Below are 12,003 nucleotides of genomic sequence, written 5' to 3' on the forward strand. Positions count from 1 at the left end.
CCGCGATCACACCTCGGTCGGCGCGCCGTGCTCGCGGGCCAGCTCCGCCAGCGCGGCGAACGCGCTCGGCTCCAGCGTCCCGGGTCGCCGGCGGAGCAGCTCCTCGTCGGCGGCCTCGACGACCGCGTCCGGGTCGTCCAGCCCGGAGATGTGGCCGGTGTTCCGGATCGCGTTCCGCACTGTCTTGCGCCGCTGGGTGAACAGCGCCTTCACGAACCGGAGGAAGAACGCCTCGTCGCCGACCGCGTAGTCGGGGTCCCGGGGCGTACACCGGACCACGGCGCTCTCGACCGCGGGCTGCGGGTCGAACGCCTCCTTCGGGACCCGCTCGACGATCTCGACGGCGGCGTAATGCTGCGCCGAGACGGAGAGCCGGCCGTACTCGGACTCGCCCGCGGACGCCACCATCCGGTCGGCGAACTCGGCCTGGAACATCAACACGAGCGGCTTCCCCTCGGGGAGCAGCCGGAAGGCGATCTCGGAGGAGACGCCGTACGGGAGGTTGGCGACGCAGGCGGTGAACGGCGGGAGCTCCACGTCGAGCGCGTCGCCCTCGATCACGTCGAGGCGACCGTCGTCGACCGCGGTCGCGAACTCCTCGCGGAGGAAGTCGGCGAAGGTCCCGTCGCGCTCGACGACGGAGAGGCGGCCGGGAGCGTTGCCGTCGCGGTCGGCGCGGTCGCCGTCGCCGACACGGTCACCGTCAGCCGCGACCGCCGCCGCCAGCAGTCGGTCGGTGAGCGCGCCGGCGCCTCCGCCGATCTCCAGCAGGTGGCTCGCGTCCGCGTCGTCCGGAAGGTACCCCGGGATTCGGTCGAGGACGCGGTCGTCGACGAGGAAATGCTGGTCGCGGTCGGGGTTCGCGCGCTCCCCGGCGCGCCGCGCGAGGGCGTCGGGGTCGCGGTCCCCGTACGCCGCGCCCTCACCCGTCGATAGGTCGGTCATGGCCGCGATAGGCCGGCGCTCCGGGTAAAAGTCCCGTTTCGAGGCTCACTCCTCGCGCCCGGCGAACGTCCGGTACTTCAGGTCGTCCTCGCGGACCTCCTCGACGACGCGTTCGACGATCACCTCCCGCGGGCGGTGGAGCCCCGAGACGCGCTCGGACACCTCGTCGAAGCTCTCGAAGGGACCGCGCTTGCGCTCGTCGAGGACGTTGTTCCGGAGCTGCTTGCCCACCCCCGGAAGGAGGTTGAGCTGGTGGAGCCGGAGCGTGATCGGTCCGGCCTCGTTGTAGAAGTCGACGAAGCGCTCCTCGTCGGACTCGACGATCGCCTCGACGGCGTACTCCACCTCCGCGGCCGCGTTCCTGGTGAGGTCGTCGTACGACACCTCGCGGTACCGGCCGACTGCCGGGCCGTCGAGCGCGACCCGGTCGCTCACGGAGACGTCGGTGTCGTCGTCGACCGAGAGCTCGTACAGGCGGAACGAGTCGGTCCCGAGGCCGTACGCGATAGGGGACTTCCGCGACGGGGGCCGGTCGTCGTCCGGCCGCCCGTTCGGCAACACGTCCAGCAGGACGGCGGCGGGACCGTCGTCGGCGTCCGCCGCGTCGGGCGCGTCGGCGTCGGGATCGCTCATACACGTTTTACGGCGCCGAACGGTGAAAAAACCGCTGCCGCGTCGGGCTATCGCGAGAACTCGATCGCGGCGCCCTGCCCGAAGCCGACGCAGAGGGTCGCGAGTCCGCGGTCGGCGTCGCGCTTCTCCATCTCGTGGAGCAGCGTGACGGGGAGCCGTGCGCCGGAGGCGCCGAGCGGGTGCCCGATGGCGATGGCGCCGCCGTTGACGTTGTACCGCTCCTCGTCGACGCCGAGCTCGCGCCGGGAGTACTCGCACTGCGAGGCGAACGCCTCGTTGAGCTCGACCAGGTCGTAGTCGTCGATGGTCGTCCCGGCGCGGTCGAGCAGGCCCCGCGTCGCGGGTACCGGACCGATCCCCATCACGGTCGGGTCGACGCCGGCGACGTTGTTCGTGCCGACCTCCGCGAGCACGTCGAGCCCGTGGTCCTCGGCGAACGCCTTGCTCGTCACCAGCGTCAGCGACGCGCCGTCGGAGATCTGCGAGGAGTTCCCCGCGGTCACCGTCCCGTCGCCGGTGAACGCGGGCGAGAGATCGGCGAGCTTCTCGGCCGTCGTGTCCGGGCGGATCCCCTCGTCCGCCTCGACGAGTCCGTTGTCCGTCTCGACCGGAACGATCTCGTCGTCGAACCGGCCCGAGTCGGTCGCCTCGGCCGCCCGCTGGTGGCTCCGGGCGGCGTACTCGTCTTGCGCCTCGCGGCTCACACCGTACTCCTCGGCCACCTTCTCGGCGGTCATCCCCATCTGGAGCTGAAAGACGTTGTACTGCTCCGACAGCTCGGGGTGCAGGTGCTGGTAGGAGTCGCCGTCCATCGGGACGCGGCTCATGTTCTCGACGCCGCCGGCGACGACGCAGTCGCGATTCCCGGCGGCGATCGCGTCCGACGCCGAGATGATCGCCTGCATCGAGGAGGCGCACCAGCGGTTGATCGAGGTGGCGGGCACCGACTCGCCGAGCTCCGAGAGGAGCGCGATGACGCGGGCGACGTTGTTGTCCTGCTCGGTGCGCTGCTGGGCGACGCCCCACATCAGGTCGTCGACGTGGTCGCTCGTTAACCCCGTCTCGTCGAGCGTGTGGTCGATGAGCGTCGTCGAGAGGTCCTCGCTCCGGACGTCTTCGTAGACGCCTCCGTCTCTCCCCTGCGGCGTCCGATATGCGGCGGCGATCACCGGCGTGGTCTCATCTGTCATGAACGATCACAGACCGGTAACGCTCTTAAATGGTCATGGAACCGGCGGAAATATACCCGGAGTTTACGGTTTATCGCATCTGTTGATATTTGAACACATTCAGCACGACCGATAACCGAACGCCGCCGACCGAACTCGACAGAGCCTTTTTTACTTACGTTCGCAAGTAGTTACCATGGTAACTGACGCGATCGTCGAGTCGGTCGAAAGCCGCCGGGACCGGCTCACCGACCTCGCGCTGGACATCTGGGATCACCCGCAAACCGCCTTCGAGGAGACGTACGCCGCCGGTCGACTCGTCGAAGCACTGGAAGAGCGAGGGTTCGACGTCGACGTCGGCGTCGGCGGTATCGAGACCGCCTTCGTCGCCCGGTACGGCGACGGCGACCCGGTCGTCGGAACGATGGGCGAGTACGACGCGCTCCCGGGGCTCTCCCAGCGCGTGAGCGCGACCCGCGAGCCGGTCGAACGGGGCGGGAACGGCCACGGCTGCGGACACAACCTCTTCGGCGTCGGATCGCTCGGGGCCGCCGTCGGGGTCGCCGACCTGATCGACGAGGGGGTCGACGGAACCGTGGTGTACGTCGGAACCCCCGCGGAGGAGGCCGGCGCCGGAAAGACGTACCTGACCCGCGCGGGCGCGTTCGACGACGTCGACGCGGTCGTCTCGTGGCACCCGGGGTGGTTCAACGCGCCCACGAAGGCGTCGTGTCTCGCGGTCGACGCCTTCGAGGTGACCATGGAGGGGACCTCCTCGCACGCCGCCGCCGCGCCGGAGGCCGGGCGAAGCGCGCTCGACGGGATCCAACTGCTCAACACCGGCGTCGAGTACATGCGCGAACACGTCCCCGACCCCGTCCGGCTCCACTACGTGATCACCAACGGCGGCGACGCCCCCAACGTCGTTCCGCCGGACGCGACCGCGGAGTACCTCGTCCGCGCGCCGAGCCGCGACCTCGTCGAGTCGGTGACCGAGCGGTTCCGCCGCGCCGCCGAGGGCGCCGCCCTGATGGCCGACGTCGACGTCGAGATAACGAAGACGAGCGGGGTGTACGGCGTGCGAGCGAACGAGACGCTCGGCGACGCCATCTACGAGACGATGGCCGACATCGGCTCCTTCTCGGTCTCGGACGAGGCGCTCGCGTCGGACCTGCGCGACTCGCTCGGGGACGTCTCCGACGCGCTCGAGGAGCTCCCGCCGGAGGTCCGGGACCGCGCGGCGGACCGGTCGTACTTCACCGAGCCGATCGAGGCGCCCGACGCCGGGGAGGTCGGGGCCTACTCGACGGACTCCGGCGACGTGAGCCAAGTCGTGCCGCTCGGTCGGATGCGCACCGCGACGTGGCCGGTCGGCACGCCGGCGCACTCGTGGCAGGCGGTCGCCGCCAGCGGCTCGACCGGCGTGGACGGCATGCTCTACGCCGCGAAGTCGATCGGCGGAACGCTGGGCCGACTGCTCACGGGCCCCGAGCTCCTCGCCGACGTCGTCGACGAGTTCGAGCGGCAGGGCGGCGCCGACGAGTACGAGTCGCCGATGCCGGACGACGCGGATCCGTACGAACTGCTCGGCGTCGAGCGACCGACGTTCGATCCGAGCGACGGCTCCGCCGGCGACTCCTCGGGCGCGGAGGCTGCCGACGACGACTGAGCCGCGTTCAACGGCCCCGAGTTACTCCGAGAGGAGCGGCTCGCCGGTCATCTCCGCGGGGCGGTCGAGCCCGATCAGGTCCACGAGCGTCGGGGCGATGTCGCACAGCGACCCGCCCTCGCGGACCGCGCGCCCGCCGTCGTCGCCGTCGGGGGTCAGGTAGACGAACGGGACCGGGTTGAATGTGTGGGCGGTGTGGGGGTCCTCGGGCGTCCCCATGTCGTCGGCGTTGCCGTGGTCGGCCGTCACGACTGCGTGCCCGCCCGCGTCGGCGACCGCGTCGAGGAGCCGGTCGAGCCCCGCGTCGACCGCCTCGACCGCCTCGACGGCGGCGTCGAAGTCGCCGGTGTGGCCCACCATGTCCGGGTTCGCGTAGTTGAGGACCATCAGGTCGGGGTCATCCTCGTCGATGATCGCGATCGCCTCGTCGGTGAGCTCCGGCGCCGACATCTCCGGCTGCAGGTCGTACGTTGGAACGTCCGGGCTCTCGACGATCTCTCGGAGTTCGCCCTCGAACGCCACCTCGCGTCCGCCGTTGAGGAAGTAGGTGACGTGCGGGTACTTCTCCGACTCGGCGATCCGGAGCTGCGTGCGCCCCGCGTCGGCGACGACCTCGCCGATCGTGTTCTCGGGGATCTCCGGCGGGAACGCGACCGGGAACTCGAACGTCTCGTCGTACTCGGTCGCCGTCGTCATCCGGACGTCGGGCTGGTCGACCTCGAACCCCCACTCGGGCCGGGTGTCCGTGAGCAGCCGGACGAGCTGGCGGGCGCGGTCCGCCCGGAAGTTGAAGAAGATCACGGCGTCGCCGTCGGCGAGCGCGGGCTCCTCGTCGACGAGCGTCGGCTCGATGAACTCGTCGGTCTCGCCGCGCGCGTGCGCCTCGGTCGCGGCCTCGACCGCCGTCTCGGCCCGGTGGGGCGCCTCGCGCTCGACGATCGCGTCGTACGCCTTCTTCGTCCGCTCCCAGTTCTCGTCGCGGTCCATCGCGTGGTACCGGCCCGTGACGGTCGCGACGCGGCCGGTCCCCCGCTCCTCGGCCTTCGCCTCCACCTCGGCGAGGAAGCGGTCGGCGATCTCCGGGGCCGTGTCGCGGCCGTCGGTGAACGCGTGGCTGGTCGCCGGCACCCCGGCGTCGGCCGCGGCGTCGATCAGCGCGAGCAGGTGCTCGACGTCGGAGTGGACCCCGCCGTCGGAGACGAGCCCCATGAAGTGGACGCGCCCGCCGGTCGACTTCGCGTGTTCCAGCGCCCCCGCGATGGCGTCGTTGTCCGAGAGCGACCCCTCGGCGAGCGCGTCCGTGATCCGGGTGTACGCTTGCTTGACGACCCGCCCCGCGCCGATGTTCAAGTGGCCGACCTCCGAGTTCCCCATCTGCCCCTCGGGGAGCCCCACGCGCCGCCCGTGGACGACGAGTCGCCCGTCCGCGCCCCGCTCGCTCGCGTCGTCGAACGCCGGGGTGTCGGCGGCCGCGACCGCGTCTCGGCCGGCCGGTCGCCCCGAGGGATCGACCGTCTCGCCGTCCTCGCCGTCGCCGCCTCCCGCGCCGCTCCCGAGTCCCCAGCCGTCGAGGACGATGAGTGCCGTCTCCATACCCCCCGTTCCGCTCCGCGGGGTAACTACCCTTCGCTCCGGGCGAACTCCCGGCGGCGACCGGCCGGCGGCGACGGTTCGGCGGCGACTGTTCCGTGGCGATCGCCCGTCGGCGACAACGTGGCCGCGGGGAACGACCCCCGGGAGGCGACCCGGTCGGGTCGCCCTCCGTAAGTCAGCCTTTTACGCTCTCGACGCTAACTATACGTTAATGGACTCCGCGGTACTGCTCGATCTCCTCGGGAACGAGAACCGGCGGCGCATCCTCCGGCTGCTCGCGACCAAGCCCTGCTACGTCACGGAGATCTCGGAGTACCTCGACGTGAGCCCGAAGGCCGTCATCGACCACCTGCGGAAGCTGGAGGAGGCGGGCCTGATCGAGTCGACGACGGACGACCAACGCCGGAAGTACTTCCGGATCACCCGCAGCCTCAGACTGGAGGTGAGCGTCTCCCCGTACGGGTTCGGCGCGAAGAGCGCGTACCCCGCCAAGAACAGCCTCGACATGTCCGGCCGGTGTCCCCACCTCACCATCGAGGCGCCCGACGGGTCTGGCGCGTCGAACGACATCGGCGACCTCGCGGGGGAGTACGCCCGCCTTCAGGACCTCGACCGCGAGCTCTCGCTGGCCCAGCGGTGGGTGCAGGGGCGGGTCGAGGACACGCTCGCGAAGATCGACGAGCGGCTCGGCACCGAGGCCGACAGCCGATTCTACGCCGCGATCCTCGCCGCGGTGATCGAGACGGACGGCACGCCCGCGGCCGTGGCCGAGGAGGTCGGCGCCCGCGAGGAGACCGTCGACGACGCGCTCGGGCGCCTCGCCGACGTCGGCGTCCTCGCCCGCGAGGCCGCCGGCGACGACGACCGGTACCGAGTCCGGTAGCGGGTCGGCGTTTCGGGCTCTCCCTGCACGTCCGGCCGCTTCCGGAACCTTTTGAACCGCGCCCGGAGGAGGGGGCGTGTGAGCCGAGCACGGGACCTCGCGCTGTTCCTCGTCCTCGCCGCCGTCTGGGGGTCCGCGTTCATGGCGATCAAGGCCGGATTGGCGTACTTCCCGCCGGTGCTGTTCGCCGCGCTCAGGTACGACATCGCCGGCGTCGTCATGCTCGCGTACGCCGCGTACGCCGTCGACGACCCGGTCCCTCGCGGGCGAGACGAGTGGGCCGTCGTCGCTGTCGGCGCGACGCTGATCATCGCCGGCTACCACGCGTTCCTCTTCGTCGGCGAGAGCGACCCCGCCGTGACGAGCGCCGTCGCGGCCGTGATCGTCAGCCTCTCGCCCGTGCTGACGACCGTCTTCGCCCGCGCCTTCCTCCCGTCCGAGCGGCTGACCGTCGTCGGGGTGATCGGCCTCCTCGTCGGCCTCGTCGGCGCGGTCGTGCTGGCCGCGCCCGACCCCGCGAACCTGACCGGCGGCGGCACGGTCGCGAAGTTCCTCGTGTTGCTCGCGGCGGCCTCGTTCGCACTCGGATCGGTGCTCACCCGGGCGTCGGACGCCGACCTCCCGATCGAGACGATGGAGGCGTGGTCGATGCTCGCGGGCGCGCTGTTGATGCACCTGCTGTCGGTCGGGCTCGGCGAGTCGGTCGCCGACGTCGCGTGGACGAGGGAGGGCGTACTGGCGCTGGCGTACCTGTCGGTCGCCGCCAGCGGGCTCGGCTTCCTCATCTACTTCGACCTGCTCGACCGGCTCGGACCGATCGAGATCAACCTCGTCTCCTACGTCGCCCCGATCTTCGCCGCGCTCGCCGGGTGGGTGTTCCTGAGCGAGGGGATCACGGTCAACACGGTCGCCGGCTTCCTGATCATCTGCGTCGGGTTCGCCCTCGTGAAGCGGGCGGCGCTGCGGTCGGCGCTCCGCGAGTACAGGATCGCCGCGTGAGGTCGCGCTCCCGGCCGCTCTCCCGCCCGCCGCCGGGGGATGCGAACAGCCCTCACACTCGGCGATCCTTTTAGGCGTTCCCACGAGACGGGCCGCCATGTTCCCCGAGACGATAGAGACGGACCGGTTGCGACTGGAGCCCCGACGGCCCGAGAACGTCGACCTCGACGCCTGTTACCGGATCTGCTCGTCTGACCCCGCGATCGACGAGGTGACCGAACACGTCACGTGGGACCCCCACGAGACGAAGAAGGAGACCCGCGAGTTCCTCGAACGCGGCCGCGAGCGCTGGGAAGACCACGAGGCCGCGAGCTACGTCATCCGCCCCCGCGAGGGCGAGGAGGGCGCCGGCGATATCGCCGGCTTCGGCGGCTTCTCCGTCGACTGGGAGCGGCGAACCGCCGAGCTCGGGACGTGGCTCCGCAAGCGGTTCTGGGGGCGCGGCTACTCGGGCGAGCGCGCCGCGGCGCTCGTCGAGGTCGCCTTCGACGACCTCGACCTGGAGGTCGTCGCCGTGGGCCACCACCCCGACAACGACAACTCGCGGCGGGCGATCGAGAAGTACATCGAGCGCCTCGGCGGCCGCCGCGAGGGCCGCCTGCGGAACACCCTCACCTTCCTCGACGGGAGCGTCCACGACGAAGTCCGTTACACGATCTCACAGGCGGAGTGGCGCGAGGCGACGAGCTGACGCGCATCGGGTGTTTCGGCGCCTGAAACGAGTTTTTTACTTGCTCATCGCGAGCCAACAAACACTTACCACGGCCGAAACGACTGCGGGTGCATGTCAGTCACCGACCGAACGAGCGGGACGAGCGGAATCGTCGGCGGGGCGGCCGCGGGCGCCGCCGCCTACGTCCTCGGCTACCTGTTCGCGTACGTCACGCAGGGGAGCGCGATAGAGGACCAGCTGGCGGGGTTCAACGTCTTCGCCGACCTGTTCGGCGGCGATCCCATTCCGACGTGGAAGGCGGTCGGGTGGGTGTTCTACAACGGCCACTTCGCCGACACCCGAGTACCGTCGCTGGTCGGCGGCTCGCAGATGACGAACATCATCTCGCAGGCCGACGGCGGCTCGCTGACGCTGCTGTTCGTCGTTCCGCCCGTCCTGCTGGTCGTCGCCGGACTCGTCGCGAGCCGGATCGCTGGGGCGACGGAGCCGGTCGACGGCGCGCAGGCCGGCGCGTCCGTCCTCGTCGGGTACCTCCCGCTGGCCGTGATCGGCGCGTTCCTCTTCCGGCACGCGGTCCGAGAGGCGACGATCGCCCCCGACCTCCTCACGGCCGTGCTGCTCGCGGGCGCGGTGTACCCGGCGGCGTTCGGCGCGATCGGCGGCGCGGGCGCGACGCTGCTGAGCGACTGAGAGTGTCGAAAGAGCGGTCGGTCGTTTTCTCGGAGTTCAGTAGTCGCCCTCGTCGGGCTCGACGCGGTCGCCGTACTCCCGGACGGGATCGACCGGCCGGCCCTCGTCGGTCTCCGGCGCGACGTAGTCGATGAACGACTCGACGTCGGGCTCGCGGACGCGGACGTCGACGTCGATCTCGCCGAGCTCGTCCGGCTCGCCGACGGCGAAGTTGACGACCCCCTCGAACGCGGCCTGCTTCTTCAGCGAGAAGGCGAACCCCTCGTCGGTGCTGTTGCGCAGGAACACCCGGCGGGCCGTGTCGAGGATCTCCTGCTCGTGGAGCACGTCGGAGAAGGCGTCGAGGGTGTGCGCCTCGGCGACGAGCCGCCCGTCCTCGTGGACCGGCTCCGCGTCCGGGAACACGTTCCGGACCGCGTCGAAGACCCGGTCGGTCACCTCCGTGTCGCGGACCGGGACCTCGATCCGCACGTCGACGCTGTAGATCACGCGCCGTCACCTCCGGCGTTCGCGGTCGCCGTCGACTCCGCGCTCGCTTCCTCGCCCGACTCGCCGGCGACGCCGAGCGCCTCGCGGACGCGACTCCGGAACTCGTCGAGCGTCCCCGTGTTGTCGATCTCGACGTCGGCGCGGTCGAGCGTCTCGCCGAGGCCGAGTTCGATCTCTCGCGCGTCGCGCTCGCGGAGGGCCTCGAGGTCGGAGTCGGAGTCGTCTCGTCCCCTGTCGTCGAGGCGCTCGGCGCGCACCTCGAAGGGGGCCCGGACCGCCACGAGCGTGAAGTCGTCGCCGAACGCCTCGCGGAAGCGCTCCAGCTCGACGGTGGAGCGCAGCCCGTCGACGAGGACGGCGTCGCGGTCGCTCTCGGCGGCGGCCTCGCGGATCAGCGGGAGCGTGCGGGCGGCGATGGCGTCGTCGCCCTCCTCCTCGCGGAGCGCCCGCGCGATCCGGCCGTGGTGCTCGGCGGGGTCAAGCCCGCGGCGGCGGCACTCCGCCCGGATCACGTCACCCATGACGACGACCGGGATCCCGGCCGCCTCGGCCACGTTCGCCGCCTCCCCCTTCCCGCTCCCGGGGAGCCCGACGGTTCCGATAACGTTCATTGACGCGGAGTAGTCTCGTGCCGGACTTAGGTCTGCTGTTGGCGCCGCCCGCCGGCGCGAACCGTCGGCGTTTTTTATATCGGGCGGTAGAGGAAGATGTGAGGGCACATAGCTCAGCTCGGATAGAGCGTCGGACTTCTAATCCGACGGTCGTGGGTTCGAATCCCACTGTGCCCGTACAGCGAGAAGCGGAGCGACGAGCGAACCGGCACGCAGGGGATTCGAACCCTGGGAGTCGCGCGCAGCGAGCGAAGCGAGGTGCGAACGGAGTGAGCACCTCGGTAAGCGAGCAGCGGAGGCGCGAGCAGCGAGCGAGCACGTCTGATATCGGTTCGAATCCCACTGTGCCCGTTCCTCACTTCGTTCGTCACGGGCACAGTGTACGCCCCCTCGCTCCCGTCGGTCGCCCGCGGGAGTCCCACTGTGCCCGTACCCCGCTTCAGTGAAACCGCCTCCCGTTACGCCCGTGAGAGACACGCTGAGGGCCTCCAAAACGGCGTTTCCGATCAAGCGTGTCGCTGCGCGCGACCGCGGTCCCGTTCGGGTCGCGCTCACGCGTACTCCGCCGGAAGGCGGTCGGACCGGCGACGCAGACGCGTAGGACGTCGATATCGACGCTCGCACCGTCGCCGACCGCGCGCCGCTCCGCGGTCGTAACGTAACCGCTACCGGTATCTAAAAACAGTTTTGTGGCCGGTGACGTTTACTCCGACAATGGACCGGCGGCGCTACGTGGAACTGGTCGGTGTCGGCGGCGCCCTCTCGCTCTCGGGTTGTCTCGGCGGGACGCCGGCGTCGGCCTCCGAAACGGCCGATTGCGGAACGAACGGGGAGACGCTGACGGTCGCGACGGCGACGACGACCCGGGACAGCGGGCTCCTCACGGAACTGGTCCCCGGGTTCGAGGAGTCGTTCGGCGTGACGGTGGACGCGATCGCCCGCGGCACCGGCGGGGCGCTCCGGACCGCCCGCAACGGCGACTGCGACGTGGTTCTCGTCCACGCTCGGCCGCTGGAGGACGAGTTCGTCCGCGCGGGACACGGGATCAACCGGCGCGCGGTCATGGTGAACGACTTCCTGCTGGTCGGTCCCCCGGACGACCCCGCCGGCGTCGCCGGCGCCGGCCCGGCCGAAGCTGTCGCGGCGATCGCCGGGAGCGAGGCGTCGTTCCTGTCGCGGGGCGACCGCTCGGGGACGCACCTCCGAGAGCGCCGCCTCTGGCGGGAGGCGGGGATCGACCCCGCCGGCTCCTGGTACCGCGAGTCCGGCCAGGGGATGGGGAACACGCTGGTGATGGCCGCGCAGTCCGGCTCGTACACCCTCACGGACCGCGGGACGTTCCTCAACGTCGACGCGGGCGGGCTGGCGGCTCACGTCGCGCGCGGCGTCGAGGACCCGCCGCCGCTGCTCCGGAACGAGTACGCCGCCATCCCGGTCAATCCGGCCCGGCACGACGCGGCGTATCCGCTGGCGATGGCCTTCCTCGGCTACGTCACCGGGCCCGGGCAGACCCGGATAGACGAATTCCGCGTGGGCGGCGAGCGGGCGTTCAGACCGCTCGCCCGGTCGCGGGAGCCGCGGTTCGACCAGTACGTGCCGAGCGACTGGTCGAACATGGAAGCGGACTGACTCCCTCGTCTGTCTCCTCT

At 70.9% G+C, this 12,003-nt stretch carries 12 protein-coding genes and 1 tRNA gene; 7 read left to right on the forward strand and 6 right to left on the reverse strand.

What is annotated here, in order from left to right; translation table 11 throughout:
- Positions 1-6 precede the first annotated feature (6 nt).
- The 3 genes from DJ81_RS02975 to DJ81_RS02985 are packed head-to-tail and all read right to left on the reverse strand — an operon-like array spanning position 7 to position 2,768.
- Positions 7-945 (reverse strand): 16S ribosomal RNA methyltransferase A, encoded by a 939-nt coding sequence (locus DJ81_RS02975; protein ID WP_094557809.1) that lies wholly within the window; start codon positions 943-945, stop codon positions 7-9.
- A 45-nt stretch (positions 946-990) separates the two neighbouring features.
- Entirely contained in the window at positions 991-1,578 is a 588-nt protein-coding gene (locus DJ81_RS02980) for a DUF655 domain-containing protein (protein ID WP_094525728.1), read from the reverse strand.
- A 47-nt stretch (positions 1,579-1,625) separates the two neighbouring features.
- Positions 1,626-2,768, reverse strand: a complete 1,143-nt coding sequence (locus tag DJ81_RS02985) for a thiolase family protein (protein WP_094527367.1) — start codon at positions 2,766-2,768, stop codon at positions 1,626-1,628.
- Between the two features lie 175 nt (positions 2,769-2,943).
- Here DJ81_RS02985 and DJ81_RS02990 point away from each other — a divergent pair, with 175 nt between their 5' ends.
- Positions 2,944-4,416 (forward strand): amidohydrolase, encoded by a 1,473-nt coding sequence (locus DJ81_RS02990; RefSeq protein WP_094588382.1) that lies wholly within the window; start codon positions 2,944-2,946, stop codon positions 4,414-4,416.
- Between the two features lie 21 nt (positions 4,417-4,437).
- On the opposite strand, the gene gpmI is transcribed toward DJ81_RS02990, so the two are convergent.
- The gene (gene gpmI, locus DJ81_RS02995; RefSeq protein ID WP_094588384.1) at positions 4,438-6,009 is read right to left on the reverse strand and encodes a 2,3-bisphosphoglycerate-independent phosphoglycerate mutase; all 1,572 of its coding nucleotides are present in this window, start codon (positions 6,007-6,009) and stop codon (positions 4,438-4,440) included.
- 211 nt (positions 6,010-6,220) lie between these two features.
- On the opposite strand from gpmI, the gene DJ81_RS03000 reads away from it, so the two are divergent.
- The 4 genes from DJ81_RS03000 (at position 6,221) to DJ81_RS03015 (ending at position 9,254) form a co-directional block, all read left to right on the forward strand.
- On the forward strand, positions 6,221-6,892 hold the full coding sequence (locus DJ81_RS03000; protein WP_094525732.1) for an ArsR family transcriptional regulator: 672 nt from the start codon (positions 6,221-6,223) through the stop codon (positions 6,890-6,892).
- 78 nt (positions 6,893-6,970) lie between these two features.
- Entirely contained in the window at positions 6,971-7,891 is a 921-nt protein-coding gene (locus tag DJ81_RS03005) for a DMT family transporter (RefSeq protein ID WP_094588386.1), read from the forward strand.
- A 97-nt stretch (positions 7,892-7,988) separates the two neighbouring features.
- Complete coding sequence (locus DJ81_RS03010; protein WP_094525734.1) at positions 7,989-8,582, forward strand: GNAT family N-acetyltransferase; 594 nt, start codon at positions 7,989-7,991, stop codon at positions 8,580-8,582.
- A 93-nt stretch (positions 8,583-8,675) separates the two neighbouring features.
- Entirely contained in the window at positions 8,676-9,254 is a 579-nt protein-coding gene (locus DJ81_RS03015; protein WP_094527372.1) for a transporter, read from the forward strand.
- A 36-nt stretch (positions 9,255-9,290) separates the two neighbouring features.
- On the opposite strand, the gene DJ81_RS03020 is transcribed toward DJ81_RS03015, so the two are convergent.
- Positions 9,291-9,743 carry an RNA-binding domain-containing protein gene (locus tag DJ81_RS03020; protein WP_094588388.1) on the reverse strand — a complete coding sequence of 151 codons (453 nt, stop codon included), beginning with the start codon at positions 9,741-9,743 and terminating at the stop codon, positions 9,291-9,293.
- Positions 9,740-10,354: an AAA family ATPase gene (locus DJ81_RS03025; RefSeq protein ID WP_094525737.1), complete on the reverse strand. Its 615-nt coding sequence runs from the start codon at positions 10,352-10,354 to the stop codon at positions 9,740-9,742. Before DJ81_RS03025 ends, DJ81_RS03020 begins: the two co-directional genes overlap by 4 nt.
- A gap of 102 nt (positions 10,355-10,456) precedes the next feature.
- On the opposite strand from DJ81_RS03025, the gene DJ81_RS03030 reads away from it, so the two are divergent.
- Both DJ81_RS03030 and DJ81_RS03035 read left to right on the forward strand, forming a co-directional pair.
- Positions 10,457-10,531, forward strand: a tRNA-Arg gene (locus tag DJ81_RS03030).
- A gap of 537 nt (positions 10,532-11,068) precedes the next feature.
- Complete coding sequence (locus tag DJ81_RS03035) at positions 11,069-11,983, forward strand: substrate-binding domain-containing protein (protein ID WP_094525738.1); 915 nt, start codon at positions 11,069-11,071, stop codon at positions 11,981-11,983.
- Positions 11,984-12,003: the final 20 nt, after the last annotated feature.

The sequence above is a fragment of the Halorubrum sp. Hd13 genome (assembly GCF_002252755.1).
Taxonomy (GTDB): Archaea; Halobacteriota; Halobacteria; order Halobacteriales; family Haloferacaceae; genus Halorubrum.